14 protein-coding genes are annotated in these 16,395 nt (G+C 75.7%); 3 read left to right on the forward strand and 11 right to left on the reverse strand.

Annotated elements, in window-relative coordinates; all coding sequences use genetic code 11:
• Nucleotide 1: 1 nt before the first annotated feature.
• Nucleotides 2-1,960 carry a non-ribosomal peptide synthetase gene (locus ABEB07_RS11665; protein WP_345668257.1) on the forward strand — a complete coding sequence of 653 codons (1,959 nt, stop codon included), beginning with the start codon at nucleotides 2-4 and terminating at the stop codon, nucleotides 1,958-1,960.
• On the forward strand, nucleotides 1,950-4,961 hold the full coding sequence (locus tag ABEB07_RS11670) for a condensation domain-containing protein (RefSeq protein ID WP_345668259.1): 3,012 nt from the start codon (nucleotides 1,950-1,952) through the stop codon (nucleotides 4,959-4,961). Before ABEB07_RS11665 ends, ABEB07_RS11670 begins: the two co-directional genes overlap by 11 nt.
• 93 nt (nucleotides 4,962-5,054) lie before the next feature.
• Here ABEB07_RS11670 and ABEB07_RS11675 read toward each other — a convergent pair whose 3' ends face one another.
• The 9 genes from ABEB07_RS11675 to ABEB07_RS11715 all read right to left on the reverse strand — a co-directional run bounded on the left by ABEB07_RS11675 (nucleotide 5,055) and on the right by ABEB07_RS11715 (nucleotide 12,817).
• On the reverse strand, nucleotides 5,055-5,480 hold the full coding sequence (locus tag ABEB07_RS11675; RefSeq protein WP_345668261.1) for a hypothetical protein: 426 nt from the start codon (nucleotides 5,478-5,480) through the stop codon (nucleotides 5,055-5,057).
• Nucleotides 5,464-5,961 (reverse strand): RNA polymerase sigma factor, encoded by a 498-nt coding sequence (locus ABEB07_RS11680; protein WP_345668263.1) that lies wholly within the window; start codon nucleotides 5,959-5,961, stop codon nucleotides 5,464-5,466. Before ABEB07_RS11680 ends, ABEB07_RS11675 begins: the two co-directional genes overlap by 17 nt.
• Nucleotides 5,962-6,007: 46 nt before the next feature.
• On the reverse strand, nucleotides 6,008-6,676 hold the full coding sequence (locus ABEB07_RS11685; protein ID WP_345668265.1) for a class F sortase: 669 nt from the start codon (nucleotides 6,674-6,676) through the stop codon (nucleotides 6,008-6,010).
• Between the two features lie 3 nt (nucleotides 6,677-6,679).
• Nucleotides 6,680-7,054: a RodZ family helix-turn-helix domain-containing protein gene (locus ABEB07_RS11690; RefSeq protein ID WP_345668267.1), complete on the reverse strand. Its 375-nt coding sequence runs from the start codon at nucleotides 7,052-7,054 to the stop codon at nucleotides 6,680-6,682.
• A gap of 279 nt (nucleotides 7,055-7,333) precedes the next feature.
• Nucleotides 7,334-7,741, reverse strand: a complete 408-nt coding sequence (locus ABEB07_RS11695) for a hypothetical protein (protein WP_345668269.1) — start codon at nucleotides 7,739-7,741, stop codon at nucleotides 7,334-7,336.
• Nucleotides 7,742-7,835: 94 nt separating this feature from the next.
• A complete protein-coding gene (locus ABEB07_RS11700) occupies nucleotides 7,836-9,698 on the reverse strand; it encodes an SDR family oxidoreductase (RefSeq protein ID WP_425588988.1) in 1,863 nt (620 codons plus the stop codon).
• A 14-nt stretch (nucleotides 9,699-9,712) separates the two neighbouring features.
• Complete coding sequence (locus tag ABEB07_RS11705; RefSeq protein WP_345668270.1) at nucleotides 9,713-10,603, reverse strand: M24 family metallopeptidase; 891 nt, start codon at nucleotides 10,601-10,603, stop codon at nucleotides 9,713-9,715.
• A 187-nt stretch (nucleotides 10,604-10,790) separates the two neighbouring features.
• Complete coding sequence (locus ABEB07_RS11710; protein WP_345668271.1) at nucleotides 10,791-11,882, reverse strand: PDR/VanB family oxidoreductase; 1,092 nt, start codon at nucleotides 11,880-11,882, stop codon at nucleotides 10,791-10,793.
• A 35-nt stretch (nucleotides 11,883-11,917) separates the two neighbouring features.
• The gene (locus ABEB07_RS11715) at nucleotides 11,918-12,817 is read right to left on the reverse strand and encodes a metal-dependent hydrolase (RefSeq protein WP_343235885.1); all 900 of its coding nucleotides are present in this window, start codon (nucleotides 12,815-12,817) and stop codon (nucleotides 11,918-11,920) included.
• Between the two features lie 163 nt (nucleotides 12,818-12,980).
• Here ABEB07_RS11715 and ABEB07_RS11720 point away from each other — a divergent pair, with 163 nt between their 5' ends.
• Nucleotides 12,981-13,616 (forward strand): TetR/AcrR family transcriptional regulator, encoded by a 636-nt coding sequence (locus ABEB07_RS11720; RefSeq protein WP_164587600.1) that lies wholly within the window; start codon nucleotides 12,981-12,983, stop codon nucleotides 13,614-13,616.
• A 15-nt stretch (nucleotides 13,617-13,631) separates the two neighbouring features.
• Here the strand turns inward: ABEB07_RS11720 and ABEB07_RS11725 are convergent, their stop codons facing one another.
• Nucleotides 13,632-14,672, reverse strand: coding sequence for a chitinase (locus ABEB07_RS11725; protein ID WP_345668272.1), 1,041 nt, complete (start codon nucleotides 14,670-14,672; stop codon nucleotides 13,632-13,634).
• 189 nt (nucleotides 14,673-14,861) lie between these two features.
• Complete coding sequence (locus ABEB07_RS11730; protein ID WP_345668273.1) at nucleotides 14,862-16,250, reverse strand: alpha/beta hydrolase family protein; 1,389 nt, start codon at nucleotides 16,248-16,250, stop codon at nucleotides 14,862-14,864.
• Nucleotides 16,251-16,395: the final 145 nt, after the last annotated feature.

Below are 16,395 nucleotides of genomic sequence, written 5' to 3' on the forward strand. Positions count from 1 at the left end.
CATGACACCGACGACCCCGCAGCCCGCCGGGACCGCCCCGGCGACGGCGCTGCCCGCCCTCGTCCTGCGGCACGCCGCACGCACCCCCGACGCCCTGGCCGTCGTGGACGGCGACACCGCCCTCACCTACGGCCGGCTCGCCCGGGAGAGCCGCGCCCTCGCCGCGCATCTGCGCGCGAACCACGCGTACCGGGTGGCCCCCGGCGACCGGGTGGCGCTGCTGACCAGCCGGTCGGCGCGTACGGTCGTCGCGCAGCTCGCCCTGTGGCTGGCCGGAGCCGTGTGCGTGCCGCTCGACCCCGCCCAGCCCCGGCCGCGCACCGAGGCGATGAGCGCCGACGCGGAGGTCTCGCTCACCGTCGGCGACGCGAAGCTGCTGGACGCCGCCGCGCTCACCGGCCCCGTCCTCGCCCTGCCCGAGGAACCGCTGACCGGCGGCGGACACCTGGCCGCCGCCGACGAGGCGGACACGGCCTGCGCGGCGGACGAGCCGGACACGGCGAACGAGGCGGACGCGGCGTACGCGAGGGACGAGGCGTACGCGATGGACGCGGCGTACGCGAGGGAGCCGGTGGACGCGTCCGACCCGGACCGGGCGGCGTTCATCATGTTCACCTCCGGCTCCACCGGCCGCCCCAAGGGCGTCGCCGTCCCGCACCGCGCCGTCGCCGAGCTGGTCACCGCACCCGACTACGTCACCGTCACCTCCCGCGACCGGGTCCTGTTCCACTCGCCCATGACGTTCGACGCCTCGACCTTCGAGGTGTGGGCGGCGCTCGCCAACGGCGCCGCGGTCGTCGTCTGCACCGAGCAGCGGCCCTCGCTCGAAGACCTGGCCCGGCACGTCGAACGCCACGGCGTGACGGTCGCGTTCTTCACCACGGCCCTCTTCCACCAGCTCGCCGCCCGCCGCTCCCGGATCTTCGCCCAGCTCCGTTCGGTCGTCGTGGGCGGTGAGGCCATGGCCGCCGCCCCGGCCCGCGCGGTGCTGACCGCCTTCCCCTGGCTTGAGCTGGTCAACGGCTACGGGCCGACCGAGGCGACCACCTTCGCCACCGCCCACCGCGTCACCGCGCGCGACGGCGACGCGCCGGTACCGATCGGCAGGCCCATCGCCGGGGCCACCGCACACGTCCTGGACGCCGGGGGCCGCCCGGTCCCGGACGGCGAGCGGGGCGAACTGTGGATCGGCGGCAGCCGGCTCGCCCACGGCTACACGGGCCTGCCCGACCTCACCGCCGAGCGCTTCGTCGACCACCCCGCCGCGGGCCGCCTCTACCGCACCGGCGACCTCGTCTCCGTCCGGCCCGACGGCGCCCTCGACTACCACGGCCGCAACGACGACCAGGTCAAGGTGCGCGGCTTCCGCATCGAGCCCGGCGAGGTCGAACACGCGCTGCGCGCGCGGCCGGACGTGGCCGACGCCGCCGTCACCGTCGACCGCCCGGGCACGCCCGAGGCGCGGCTGGTCGCCTTCGTCGTCCCCGCGCCGGGACCGGTGACCCCCGCCGCCGCGCTGCGCGAGCGGCTGACCGCCGTCCTGCCCGCCCACCTGGTGCCGGACGCGATCAGCACGGTGGAGCGCCTTCCCCTCACCCCGTCCGGCAAGGTCGACCGGCGCGCGCTCACCGACCGCGCCCCCACGGCGGGCGACGACCGCGCCGACCCGCCCCCGGCCGCGATGACACCGCTGGAACAGGCCGTGGCCGAGGTGTGGAGCCGGGCCCTGGGCAGCGAGGTCGCCCGCGCCGACGCCGACTTCCTCGCCCTCGGCGGCCACTCCCTGCTCGCCCTCGCCGTCACCGACGACCTGCGCGAGGAGCTCGGCGTCGAACTCGCCCTCGCCGACTTCTTCGCCGCCCCGACCGTCGCCGCCCAGGCCGCGCTGGTCGAACACGCCCTGCTCGCCGCCCACAGCGACCTGCACCCCGAGACCCCGGAGCACAGCGATGTCCACTGACGCCGACCCCACGGCGCCGGACCGACAGCGGCGGCTCCAGCGGGACCTGCTGCTCCGGGCCCGCTCCGCCGCCGCCCGGCGGACCCCGGCCGCTCCCGTCGGCGCCGCTTCGGCCGGCCCCGGCGCCGCCCCGCGCGGCGTCCGCCTCCCGCTCTCCCGCGCCCAGCGCCGCCTGTGGCTGCTGGAACGGCTCGGCGGCGCGGGCGACTCCTACCACGTGCCGTTCGCCACCCGGGTGCGCGGTCCGTTCGACCCGGCCGCGTTCACCACCGCCCTCACCGCGCTGGTGGCCCGGCACGGCATCCTGCGCACCCGCTACGCGGAGCACGACGGCGAGCCCTACCAGGAAGTCCTCCCCGCGCCCGACGCCGTCCCCGTGCCGGTGGTCGACACGCCGGCGGCGGCCGCCCCGGGACCGCTGCGCCGGGAGACGGCCCGGCCGTTCGACCTCGCGGCGGGCGAGGCGGTACGGGCCCTGGTGCTGCGCCACGGCCCGCAGGACCACACGGTGCTGCTGACGTTCCATCACATAGCCATTGACGGTGGCTCGTTGGAGACGGCGGCCGCCGAACTGGCCGCCCTGTACGCGGCGGCCGTGGACGGAACCGGCCGGCTCGCGCTTCCGGCCGCGCCGCAGTACGCCGACCACGCGTGCCGCGAACACGAGGGCGTCCCCGGACTCCGGCCGGCGCTGGAGCGCTGGAGCGCCCTCCTGGCCGACGCCGCCCCGCCCCGCCTGCCCCGGCCGTCGGCGGACCCGTCGCGCACCCCGGCCGGATCGCCGGACGGCGGCGCGCCGCACTCCGCCGCCGTGCGCGCCGTGCCCCTCGCGGCGACGCTGCCCGAGGCGCTGCGGGCGTCGGGGGCCGAGCGGCGCGCCACGCTCTTCGCGGTGTCGCTCACCGCGGCCTTCGCCGCGCTGCACCGCCTCACCGGCGACGACGACCTCGTGATCGGCGTGGCGGGCACCCACCGCGGCGGCACCGCCATGCGCGGCCTGGTCGGCCTGTGCGTCAACACGCTGCCCGTACGGGTCAGCGCCACCGGCGACCCGTCCTTCGCCGAGCTGCTGCGGCGGGTGCGCGACGCGCTCCTGGAGGCGCAGCGGCACCGGCACATCCCGTTCGACCTCGTCCTGGAACGCCTCGGCGAGCGGGCGCGGGGCGCCGACGGCACGGCACTGGTCCGGGTCACCGCCGACGTCCTCGGCGAGCCCACGGTGCTCCGGCTGCCCGGCGCCTCGGCCGCGTACGTCGACGTCCCTGCCGGCCACGCGAAGTTCGCCCTGTCCTACGGCCTCGACCTGGGCGATCCCGCGCGGCCCGCGGCGCTCGTCCAGTACGACCGCGACGCGCTGGACGAAGCCGTGGCAGAGGCGACCGCGCGGGACTACGCCGCCCTGCTCACCGCGGCGGCGACCGACCCGGATCGCCCGCTGAGCGACCTGCCCGTCGCCGAGGCCGCCTCGGGCCCCGAAGCCGCCTCCGGCTCCGACGCGGAGGCCGATCCGGACGGGCAGTCCGTGCCGGAGGTGAAGGAGACGCCCGATGCCCGCCATCCGGCGGAAGCGGCCCTGCGCGCCCACTCCCAGGTCGCCGACGCCGTGGTGGTGCGGCCCGCCGAGGGCCCGGCCGTGGCCTACGCCGTCCTGCGCGACAGCGTGGGTCCGTCCCGGCACGAACTGCTGGGCCTGCTGCGCCGTTCGCTCGCGCCCGAGGCCGTACCCGCCACGGTCACACCGCTCGACGCGCTGCCCCGCACGGCCGCGGGCACGCTCGACCGCTCCCGGCTGCCGGGAGCGCCCGCACCAAAGGACCCGGCCGGACCCCGGGCCGCGGCCGTCACCGGGGCCTTCACCGCGCTCCTCGGCGTCGCCGCCTCGCCCGACGACGACTTCTTCGCCCTCGGCGGTCACTCGCTGGTCGCCGTGCGCCTGGCCGAACGCCTGCGCACCGCACTGGGGTTGCCGCTCACCGGACTCGACGTCCTCCAGGCCCGTACGCCCCGGGCGCTCACCGCGCTGCTGGACGAACGCGCGGCGCGGCAGAGCGCCGCGCGGGCCGCGCGCGGGCCGGCCCGGTCCCGGACCGTCCGCCCGGGCACGGTGCTGGTCACCGGCGCGACCGGCGGCGTCGGCGCGTTCGTGCTGCGGGAGCTGGCCGCCCGCGGCCGACCCGTGCTGGCGCTGGCCCGGCCCGAGTCCGCGCACCTGATCGCGGCCGAGGGCGTGGACGTGGTCGAGGGCGACCTCTCCGACCCGGCCGGACTGCGGGCCGCCGTCGCGGACGCGGACGCGATCGTGCACGCCGCCTGCACCTTCACCCGGCACGAGGTGGACGTGGCGGCCACGGCGGCGATGGTCGACGCCTGGCGGCGGGGGCCGTTCGTCTTCGTCAGCAGCGTCGACGCCTACGGCCACCCCGAAGTGGACCGGGTCGGCGAGGAGTTGCCGCCGCACGAGCCCGTCAGCCCGTACGGGAGGGCCAAGCTCGACTGCGAGGAGCTGGTGCTGCGCGCCGCGGGCACCGAGGGGCGCGGGGGCGCGAGCGCCGTGCGCTCCCCGCTCGTCTGGGGCGCGCACGACCGGCTGCGCGAGCAGCTGCGCTGGGGCGCCGTCGGCGGCCTCTACCAGGCTGCCCGGCAGGGCGGACCGATCGAGCTGCCGCGTCCCGGCGCCGCCGGACACCCCTGGTACGGGGTCGCCTGGGTGCACGCGGCGGCCCTCGCCCGAGCGGTGGTGGAGTGCCTGGACCGGCCCGTGCACGGCGTCGCCAACGCCGTGAGCGGCCACGTGTCCTGGCACGACCTGGCCCAGGACCTGACCCGGCTGATGGGCACCGGGGCCGGCGTCCGCGAGAGCGACGACGTCCCCCGGGACCTCGACCACCGCTGGCACTACGACAGCGCACGTCTGGCCGGACCGCTGCGGCCGCTGCCGGGGGAGGACCGCGGGACCGTGCTGGCCGAGATGATCGACGGCAGGACGCACGGCGAGGGCTGACGCGCGGGCGGTGTTCTCGGACTGCCGCAGGGGCCGTGGACGGGTGATGCCGGGGACGGTCACCGTGGTCGTGAGGCAGCGGAACATCGGATGTCACGGTACGGCGCTCGGGCTGCTCCCCGTCCCCGTCCCCGGCCCGTCGCCGCCGTCTCCGGCGGTGGCCGCGGGAGAGGACGCGGTGGGCAGGGGGGACGGCACGGCGGGGGTCTGGGCGGGGACGGGTGTGGCGGTCGCCGTGGAGGCGGCGGTGGAAGCGGGGGCGGTGGCCGGGGGAGCGAGCGGGGGCAGGGGCGCCGGGCGGGTGGCCGCCGTGGTGGGCCACAGCAGGGCCGCGGCGGCGATCACCGCCGTGGTCGCGCCCCCCGCGGCCACCGCGCGCAGCCCGCGACGCCGGGCCGCTCGGCGGCGGATCCCCTCGAAGGCGCCGGGCGGCGGCGCCAGCACCGCCGGGTCCCGGCGCAGCAGCGTGGCCAGCTCCTCGTCGCCGCCTTCGTCCCAGGGCTCAATGGGTGTGATCAAGTCGTCCTCCGAGACGGGCGCGCAGGTACTCGCGGGCGGCGTGCAGGTCGGCCTTGACGGTGCCTTCTCTTCGCTCCGTCAGCCGGGCGATCTCCCGGACCGGCAGGTCGGCGTAGTAGTACAACAGGACGACGGTGCGCAGCCGTTCGGGAAGCGACTGCACCAACATCCGTACCGGCACCGACGTTTCCGCACCCTCTTGCGGGCGGGCGAGTGCGGCCTCGGTGCCGACGCGCCGCACCGCCCGGCGTTCGCGCTCCAGTTTGCGCCAGTGGTCGCGGACCAGGTTGGCCGCGGTGACGTAGAGGAAGCCGCGCGGTTCCTCGACGGCGGTCCAGCGCGTCCACAGGCGGGTGAACGCCTCGGAGGCGATCTCGTGGGCGGTGCCGTCGTCGTCCACCAGACGGCGGCACCAGCCGGCGAGACGGGGGTAGAGGTCGGCGAACAGCTCGGCGGCTGCCCTGTCCTTGGACCGGCTCAACTCTCTCCAAGGGGCGGATCGGCGGTGGGGCGGGGCGGGGGCGGGATCATGGCGTGTGCGTCACGGCGGTCAGGGTCGCGAACACGATCACGTTGTCCGCATAGCCGTCTCCTGCTCGCGGGCCGCCGCAGGTGATGAGGCGCAGTTCCGGGCGGTCGGTGTCGCCGTAGACCTCACGGGTGGGGAAGCGGTCCTTGGCGACGGTACGCACCGAGTCCACCGTGAAGGTCGCCGAGGTCCCGTCCGCGAGCCGGACGACGGCGTGCGCGCCCGGCCGCAGCCGCGACAGACGCAGGAACACGCCGTCCCCGTAGCGGCCGACGGTCACATGACCGAGGATCACCGAGGGCCCGAGCCGGCCGGGTACGGGCGAGCCTTGGTACCAGCCGGCCGGGGCATGCGCCGCGACCGGCGGCACCTGCACCGTCCGGTCGGGCGCCAGGCCGAGCCGCATGAGCGGGGTGTCGACCCCGATGTCCGGGATGCGCAGGCGTACCGGTGTCGACCGCGCGATCGGGGTGGACGCGGCCTCGGGTGAGGTCTCCGGAGGTTCGGCGGCGGTCGTGCTCCGCGCCGCGCTCCCCGTCGTGCTCGCCGCCGCGCTGCCCGCCGGGGGTGACGCCGCGGGGGAGGCCTGGCAGCCGGTGACCGCACAGGCCGTCAGGCAGAGCGTGGCGAGGATCGCCGGCAGCGTGGTCGTCCGGTACGCCCGCACGGGTCAGCCCCGGGCCTTGAGCCTGCGGCGCAGCACCAGCGTGCCGGCGCCGAGGACCAGGGCCGCCGCGCCTGCCGACGCCGTCACCGTCGCCCCCGTCGTCCCGGACGCCTCGGACGCCTCGGACGGCACCCCGGTGTCCGGGGCGCCCGAGGGCACCGCGCTGACCTGGCCCGCGCCGCTCGACGAGGCGGGAGCGGGGACCGGCGTGGCGGTGGCGGAACCCTTGCCGGCCGGCGACTGCGCGGCTGCGGGAGTGCTGCCGTTCCCGGGGACGGGACGGGCGGAACCGCCGCTGTCGGCCAGGGCCGTTCCGGCTCCGGCCGTGGCCAGCACCACGGCGCAGCCGAGGGCTGCCAAGTAGGACCGTACGCGCATGAGGAGTCTCCCTCGATCGGCCCGGCCGCCCCTTCACGGGGCGCCGGGCGGCTTTCCGGTGCGGAATCGGGGGGAGAGACGACGCAGCACCGGCCGGGGTTGTAAAGGGATGGCAAAGAGCGGAGGCCGTCGACGCGGGCGAGGATGAGGACGCCGGGAGTCGCCGTCCCGGGTGCGGAACGTTCCGCTTCGCAGGCGCCGCGGGCCGCGCCCTCACCGTCCGGGCCGCCGAGGGCCGCGAGGCGCCGAGCCTGCGCCGAGCCCCGGGCTCCGGGGGCGTCACGCGGGAGAGGCCGCCGCGCCCTTGAGGGCGGGGATCAGCTCCGCGATCCGTTCCAGCCGGTCGCGCTGGGAGCGCGGTCCCACGGCGCCGAGGCGGACGACGACGTGCCGGGCGCCGGCGGCGGCGTACCGGCCCGGGTGCGCGAGCACACGGTCCGGGCCGCCGGAGACGACGGCCCGGATCTGCTCCAGTTCCGCCAGCGGTATGCCGTACGTGACGCGCGCGTAGGAGTCTGGCGCCCGCCGGCCGCTCTCGGCGTCGTCGTCGATCCGCGCCGAGACGAACAGCGCGGGGGTGACGTCCCCGGCCGCGAGGTGGTGGCCGCCCTCGACGCCGTCGGCCCGCCCACCGTCTGGGACGGCACCCCGGAGCGGGCCGTCGGGCCGTCTGGCCGTCTGCGTCACTCCGCTGGACTGGCGCCGGCGGCTGGTCGGCTGACGGACCCGCCGGGCGCCGCCGCGCCCCGGGGAAGCCGGCGGGTCAGCCGGGTCAGCCGGGTCAGCCGACCTTCAGGCGGGCCGCCAGGCGCAGCGCGCCCGGTGCGAGGCGGCTGACCAGGCGGGCCGCCTTCGCCTCCACGGTGACCGGCACCACGGCCCGCCCGGTGCGCACCGCGTCGAGGATCTCGGCGGCGACCTTCTCCGGCGGGAAGCCGCGCCGGGCGTACAGACCGGAGAACTTCTTCTGCCGGCGCTCCTGTTCGGCCGCGTCCACCCCGGAGAAGGTGGTGGTGCGGGTGATGTTGGTGTTCACGATGCCGGGGCAGATCGTGCTCACGCCGATCCGGTCCCGGGCCAGTTCGGCGCGCAGGCAGTCGGAGAGCATGAACACCGCGGCCTTGCTGGTGGCGTACGCGGCGAGCATCTTGGAGGGCAGGTAGGCGGCGGCCGAGGAGAGGTTGACGATGTGCCCGCCCGCGCCCCGCTCCTTCATCAGCGCGCCGAAGGCGCGGCAGCCGTGGATGACGCCCCACAGGTTCACGTCGAGGACGCGCCGCCACTCCTCCTCGGTGGTCTCCAGGAACGTGCCGGAGTGGCCGATGCCCGCGTTGTTCACCACGACGTCGGGCACGCCCTGGGTGTCGGCGACTGCCGTAGCGAACGCCTGCACGGCGGCGGCGTCGGAGACGTCGACGCGGTGCGTCTCGGCCTTCGCGCCGAGCAGCCGGGCGAGTTCGGCGGTGCGGTCCAGGCCGTCCCGGTCCAGGTCGCACAGGGCGAGGTCGGCGCCCCGCTCGGCGAAGGCGAGCGCGGTGGCCCGGCCGATGCCGCTGCCGGCACCGGTGATCACCACCAGCTTGCCCGCGAACTCGGCGGCCTCCCCGGCCGGGCCCTGCGCCCGGCCGGTCCGCGCCTTGGCGAGGGCGTCAGCGGCGGGCGCGCCCTCCTGGTGTGCGGTGAACTCGCGGATCATCCGTGCCACGGTGGTTCCCTTCTCCAGCAGCGCCGACCAGTGGGTGGCGGGCAGCTCCCGCCGCCACAGGTGCGGCGCCCATTCCTCCAGGCCCTCGGAGAGCGCCGGGCTGACGTAGTGGTCGTCGGTGAGGGTGATGACCTGCACCGGTACGGCGGTGGGCCGGGGCGTGGGGTGCAGCAGCCGGGGCAGCATGTTGGCCCGGTAGAGCCGTACCCCGCGCGCGGCGTCCCCGGCGAGCGTGCGCTGCGGATGGTCCGCGCGGGGCGTGACGCGCTCCAGGTCGCGCAGCACCCGCGGCCACGCCCGGGCGAGCCCGAGCCGCCAGGCGGCCGGTGCGAGCACCGGCAGGTGGAAGAGGTAGATGTACCAGGAGTGCACGCTCTGCGCGGCGAGCTGCTTGAGGTGCCGGGGCGTGGGCCGCCGCACGCGCCGGCGCAGCCAGAACCCCATGTGGTCCAGGCACGGCCCGGACAAGGTGGTGTACGAGGCGACGCGCTCGGCGGAGCGGGGGTCCGTGACGGCCTCCCAGGCCTGGATGGAGCCCCAGTCGTGCGCCACGACGTGCACCGGCCGGTCCGGGGAGGTGGCGTCGGCCACCGCGAACAGGTCCCGCGCCAGCAGTTCGAGGCGGTACTCCTCGGTGGTCCGCGGTGAGTTGGAGGCGCCGGCGCCGCGTACGTCGTAGCGCACCACGTGGTGGTCCACGGCGAGGTCGGCGGCCACGTCGTCCCACACGGCGTGGGTGTCGGGATACCCGTGGACCAGCAGGACCGTCGGACGGGTCGGGTCGCCCTGCTCGTACACGGCCAGGGAGAGCGCGCCGGAGCGCACCCGGCGTCCGCGCACCGCGCCCGCTCCGGTGTCCGCCGGACCGTCCTGCCGCTCGTTCGCACCGCTCTCGCGCACGTCACTCCTCTTGTTCCGCTTGTTCCGCTCGGTCGCCATCCGGTCGCCGCCGTTCACCGGGCGGCCGCGAGCGCGCGGCCGCGGTGGACGTGCGGGAGGTCGTCGTCGAGCCAGTAGGCGTCGTCCTCGGTGACCACCAGCAGCTCCTCGAACTTCAGGCCCACGTCGCGGAAGCCGACGTGCGGCTCGACCGCCCACAGGCCCGGGGTCGGGGCGTGCCGGGAGGCGCGGCCGTCGGCCCACAGCGGGGAGCGGCCGTGCAGCCGCTCGCTGATCAGCTCCCGGCCCAGGGTCTGGAGGGTGCGCACGCCGAAGCCGAACAGGTTGACCCCGGCCGGCAGCCGCTGCTCGCGCATCCGGGTCACCTGGTGGCCGATGACCCGGCCCGGGTAGACCTGGTGCCGGTTGTCGTAGCCGTGCTGGGCGATCTTCGCGTCGACCGCCGCGTACACCTCGTTCAGGGTCCGCCGCTCGCGCACCAGCCGCACGATCAACTCCCGGTACTCCAGGAGGTCTTCGGCGATCCGGTCCCAGATGGGGTTGTCGCCGACCTTGCCCGCGTAGCCGATGTCGGCGGTGTAGCCGTCGACCACGGGCGCGCAGTCCAGGACGTACGACATGCCCTCGGTGAGCCGGCGGCCGGTGGCGAAGAACTGGAGCGGGGTGCGGAAGTGGCGGAAGGCGGTGCGGTCGCCGAACCAGGCGAACGGCACGTGGAAGAAGTCCTGCACGCCCTCGGCGACCAGTTCCCGGCGCAGCCGCCGGGCGGCCTCGCGCTCGGTGACGCCCGGCTCCAGCCAGGCGGCGGTCCGTTCGGCGCACCGGTAGGCGAGCTGCTGGAGTTCGCGGAAGCGGTCGAGGTCGTGGGCGTCGAAGGGGAAGGCGGGCGGCTTGCCCGCGCCGGCGCGGACGCCGGTGCGGTGGTGGGTGCGCGGGTCGCTCATGAGGGCTCGTCTCGCCTTCGTCTGCGGTGGTCGGGCGGCGGGGGCGGGTGGTGCGGCGGGTGCGGCGGTGACGTCAGGGGCGTCAGCTGTGCCACAAGGCCGGGTGCGCCGGGTGGGCCGGGCGCGCCGGGAAGCCGGGCGGGCGCCGGGGCGGCCGGGCGGGGCGGCGGCGCGGGGCGGGGGCGGGTCACACGTCCAGTTCGAGACACGTGCCTGCGGCGGCGCGCGAGACGCACACCAGCATCTCGCCGTCCGCCCGCTGGCGCGGGGTCAGCTTGCGGTCGCGGTGCTGCACGGCGCCGGAGCGCACCCGCAGCTTGCACACACCGCAGAAACCCTGCCGGCAGGAGTACGGGGTGGCCGGGTTGTCGGCCCGCAGCACGTCCAGCGCGCTCCGGTCCGCCGGTACGGCCAGCTCCCGGCCGTCGCGCAGCCGCAGCGTGAACGGCTCGCCGTCCACGATCGGCGGCGCGCCGAACCGTTCGAAGTGCAGCGCCCCCGACCCGTTGTCCTCGAAGGCGCCGCGCACCGCGTCCAGCATCGGCGCCGGACCGCAGCAGTAGACGGCGGCGCCCTCGGGAGCGCGGGCCAGCAGAGCGGCGGCGTCCGGGACGCCGTGCTCGTCGTCGGCCAGGATCTCCACCCGGCCCGGATGGCGCCGGGCGAGCCGGTCGAGTTCGTCGGCGAAGGGCAGCGAGGCGCGGGTGCGGCCGCTGTGCACCAGCCGCCAGTCCAGGCCGCGCCAGGCCGCCTCGCGCGCCATCGGCAGGATCGGCGTGATGCCGATGCCGCCCGCCAGCAGCAGCACCGCGCGGTCGCCCGCGAACGGGAACGCGTTGCGCGGACCGCGCACCGTCACCCGGTCGCCCTCGCCCAGCTCCCGGTGCACCTCGGCCGATCCGCCCGCGCCGTCCGGGATCAGCCGCACCGCGATCGTGTACGCGTACCGGTCGGCCGGGTCGCCCACCAGCGAGTACTGCCGCTGCCGTCCCGAGGGCAGGTGCAGGTCCAGGTGCGCCCCGGGCTGCCACGGCGGCAGCAGCCGCCCCTCCGGCGTCGTCAGCCGCAGCGAGACGACGTCCTCGGCCACCATCCGGCGCCGCGCCACGGTGAGCCGGTGCGGACGCTCCTCGGCGGCGGGACGCCGGCCGTAGCCGTCCCGGGCGGTGGTGAGCGGGAGGTACACCCCCATCATCCGCTCCATGAAGCGGAAGTAGCGGTCGGCGCGGGGACGGCCGTACAGGTCCGGCGGGGTCGGGGCGGGGTGCGGGCGGCTCATGACGCGGTCCTCGGTGTCGGCGGGCGGCGGAGGTCTCAGTGCGCGGCGGCGCGGGCCGCGGGGGAGGCGCCGAGATAGGCGATCGCCTGCCGCGTCGAACCCTCCTGGGTGGGGTGGTAGCGGCGGCTGAAGTAGCGGGAGGCGGACCGCAGCGCCTTGCCGGGGCTGGGCAGCAGACCGCGCCGCGAGGCCCGGTACGCCTCGCGCCAGCCGGGCCGGAGCGAGCCGCCGAGTTCGGGGTCGACGCTCAGCAGGAAGCGGGTGCCGCGGACCCACAGGTGGGTCAGGGCGGAGGCGGCCAGCACCATGGTGCGGGCCCGGCGCAGATAGCTCGGGTCGAGGTGGCACAGCAGGTCGTAGGCGACGCTGCGGTGCTCGACCTCCTCGGCGCCGTGCCAGCGCAGCAGGTCCAGCATGACCTCGTCGGCGCCGACCCGGTCGAGGGCCTCGGCGTTGAGGATCCAGTCGCCGAGGAACGCGGTGAAGTGCTCGATCCCGGCGATGATCGCGACCCGCTCGATCAGGTACTCGCGCTCCCGGCGCGGGGACAGACCGCTCTTGTCGCCCAGCAGTTCGTGGAAGAGGTACTCGACCTGGCTGACGTAGGGGGAGATGTCCAGGCCCTTGGCCTGGAAGTGGTCCAGCACGCCCTGGTGGGCCTCGGCGTGCATGGCCTCCTGGCCGGTGAAGCCGAGCACCCGCTCGCGCAGCTCCTCGTCGGTGATCAGCGGCATCGTCTGCTGGAACACCCGCACGAACCAGCGCTCGCCCTCGGGCAGCAGCAGGTGCAGCACGTTGATGACGTGGGTGGCGGTGGGCTCGTCCGGCACCCAGTGCATGGGCAGCCGGGCCCAGTCGAAGCGCACGTCGCGAGGGGTGAGGACCAGGTCGTCGTGCTCGTCCGGCTTCTTGCGCACGGCGGCTTTCTTGCTCACGGCGGCTCCTTCGGGGCGAAGGCTGAGGGGCGGGTCGAGCGGGCCGGGGGACCCGGGGGCGGGGTCACGGCCCGGAGGAGAGCGACCGGGCGGACGCGACCCCCCTTATTGAGGATTACTCAACAGTAGGACTTGTTGAGTTTCTGTCAATAGACTGGACCCCATGACCCGCGACTCCGCCGCCCGCTCCCGGATGCTGCCGACCGACCGCAGGACCCAGATCCTCGCGGCGGCCCGGCGCATGCTGGAGCACCGGAACATCGACGAGATCTCGGTCGAGGCGGTGGCCGGCGAGGCCGGGGTCTCGCCGGGTCTGCTCTTCCACTACTTCGGCTCCCAGCGCAAGTTCCGCTACGCCGTGCTCCAGATGGCCGCCGACGAACTGCTGTCCCACGTCCGCCCGGACCCGGCGCTCAGCATCGCCGAGCAACTGCGCGCCGGTGTGGAGACGTTCGTGGACTACGTCTCGCGCTTCCCGACCATCTACCTCGCCGTCACCCGCCTCAGCCGCGGCACCGACGTGCGCGAACTGCACAGCAGCGCCCGCGGCGCCATCGGCGGCTGGATCACCGACGGCATCGAGAGCGTCGGCGTGGACCTCACCCCGCCCCTGCGGCTGACGGTGAACGCCTGGCTCGCCTTCATGGAGGAGGCGGTGCTCGGCTGGCTGGCCCGCCCGGAACTCACCAAGGCGGAGCTGATCGACATGTGCGAGCGCAGCTTCTACCACCTGGCCAGGGGCGCGCTGGACGACGAGCGGCGCTGGCAGGAGATCCTGGTCCTGCTCAACCGGCGCTGACGGCGCGGCCGGCTCTCATCCGGCCAACGCCCGCCCGAACGCGCCCTGTTCCTGGGTCACCCCGCTGCACTCGGTCGCCGCGTCGTCCTGGGCCCGCTCGCCCTTGGCGCACCGCCGGTCCCGGAAGGCGGACCACATCGACACCCAGGCGATCTCCTTCTCCTCGGCGAAGGCGCGCACCCGCGTCGCGTCGGCGAGGGTGAAGGTCTCGCCCGCGATGTCGTTGACGCCGATCATCGAGGTGAGCGCCATGCCCCGCCAGGCCGCCGCGTCCGAGAGCCCGAAGACCTTCTTCAGCTGGCCGTGCGCGGAGGTGGCCGCGGTGACGGCGTAGCCGGCCATGTCGCCGGTGTACGACTCGCCGTAGTTCATGGTCATCAGGTTGACCGCGGCGACCTGGACGTCATACGTGTTCGCGGACTCCAGCAGCGCCAGCCCGTCGGCGTCCAGCCCGTCCGGCATGACCGGGAGCGTGTAGGTGACCTTCAACCGCGGGCGTTCCTTCTGCAACCGCTCGATCGCCCGCGAACGCCGGGTGACGGAGGCGGAGTCGCCGAGTGCGTCGCCCTCGATGTCGAAGTCGGCCTGGTCGGAGCCGGCCGCGTCCAGCGCCCGCCCGTACGCCTCGGCGAGCGCGGAGACGCCGGCGCAGACCGCGGCCAGCTCCTTGCCCGAGGCCCCGCCGAAGGAGACGCGCACCGTGGCCCCGGACTTCTTCAGCGCCGCGATCCGGGACGTCACCGCCGGGTCGCCGATGGCCAGGTCGCCGTTCCACCTGGGCGTGCAGCCGCTTCCGCCGGAAATGACGAAGGCGAGGTTGTACGTCGCCGGCGAGCCCGCGGAGTCGGTGGCGTACGCCGTCGTGGCGCTGACGTAGGGGGCGTACGACGTGCTCGACCCGGCCGCGGCGGCGGTGGGCGCCGGGGCGGCCGCCGCGGAGGTCGCGGGAGCGGCGGACGCCGCGTCCGGGGCCGTGCCGGAGCCCGGGGAGCAGCCCGTGACGGCCAGGGCGAGCAGGCAGGTCAACCCGGTCGCCGACTTCGGGAAACTCCTCATCGCGCACGCACCAGCTCTCGTGATCTCCGTCCTGGAATCGCAACGGAACGGGATTCCGGACTCGGAACCTCTCACACCCGCCCGGGCGTTCGGGACAAGTGAACGGCACGGATCACAGCTGGTCGAACATGCCCATTGCCTGTCAACTACTGTGCGGGCTGCGGAGCTTGTACAGGTCGAAGGGGTGGGTCAGAACCGCTGCCGGAGCCAGTCGAAGACGACCTCGCAGTGCGTCTGCGGGGCCATCGGAGAACAGTGCAGCTGCGCGCCCTCGGCGGCGGTGAGCTTCACGTAGTCCTTGGGGGAGCGCAGCGCGTCGTACAGCTCGCGCGGCTGGCCGGGATAGAACTGCTCGCCCTCGTAGTCCAGGACCAGCATCGGTGTGCTGATCCGGCTCACCACGTCGGTGACCGTGAGCGCCTGGACGGCCCTGGCCGGGGTGTAGAAGTCGGTGAACGTCTCGCCCCGGCGGGCGGCGAGCATCGCCGGGACGGAGAACGGCTCGAAGCGCTTCCGGAGGGTCGCCGCGTCGGCGGCGGGGAGGTGCGGGACGACGTCCTTGTTCCAGATCGCGTTCGTCTCCGCCCGGCTCGGCCGCAGGATCTCCCTGATCTCGGCCGGGAAGGCCCGCCACGGCTCCACACACCCGGGCATCGCGACCGCCGCCGCGAGACGGTGCTCGAACGCGGCCGCCCGCGGCACCAGGTCGCCCGCCATGCTCAGACCGGTGAGGGCGATCTTCCCGGCGTCCACGTCGGGCCGCCGCGACAGCCAGTCGATCAGCGGGCCGACCACCTTCTCCCAGGCAGGCGTGAAGGTCACCTGATCGACGAAGAGCAACTGCCCCTGCCCGGGGCCGTCGTACACGAGGGCGTTCCAGCCGCGGTCCAGCGCGGCGGGCACCCCGTACGTCCACATGTCGACGTTCTGTCCGTCGCTGCCGTTGGTGAGGATCACGGTGGGGCGGCGCCGGTCCGAGCGGTCGGGCCGGAAGAACCAGACCGGCAGGGGCGTGGTCCCGTACGGGACGCGCGCGGTCACCGGCGGCGGGTCGCACAGCCCGCAGAACGTGTCCCAGGCGTCGCGCCCCGCCTGGTACAGGCGCTTCTCGTCGCCCGGCCGGTCGGAGCCCAGGACGAAGAAGAGCGCCTGGCCGTAGTACTGCGCCGCCCGCAGGGCCCGCCACCGCCGGGTCTCGTCGTCGGCCGCGCTGTCCCGGGGCGCCGCCATGAGCTGGTCGCCCAGCCGCCGGAAGGTCCGCACGTAGCTCTGCGAGGAGAGGCCGGCCGCGTTGACGGCGTTGACCGCGGTGAGCACCTCGCCGACCTCGGCCGCGCCCCGGCCGCAGGCGCCGAGCGCGAGCAGCCCGTTGAAGTTGAACGCGGAGTCCTTGAACAGCGTCATCGCCCCGGGCGTCTGCCCCGCGTCCGGCGCGGCCGGCCCGGAGGCCGAGGGCCGGTCCGGGTCGGCCGGCCCGGGCGCCGCGCGACTGCACCCCGCCGCCGCCAGAACCGTGCCGGCGGCGAGCAGGGCGCGGCGCGCGGGGCCGGCGGACGGGCTGATCGAACCGTGGGTCACAGCAGCCGACGGTAGGGCCACCGGCGCGGCCGCCCCGCCCGCGACACCCGCCGGACCCCCGGACGGACCCCCGCGCCGGTCGCCGGGAAGCCGGTCACCGGGGACGGGAGGTTCATCCGGCCGCCTTCGTGCAGAGGCCCCCCGG

Origin of the sequence: Streptomyces similanensis (assembly GCF_039543625.1) — a bacterium.
In the GTDB taxonomy this organism is placed as follows: Bacteria; Actinomycetota; Actinomycetes; order Streptomycetales; family Streptomycetaceae; genus Streptomyces; species Streptomyces similanensis.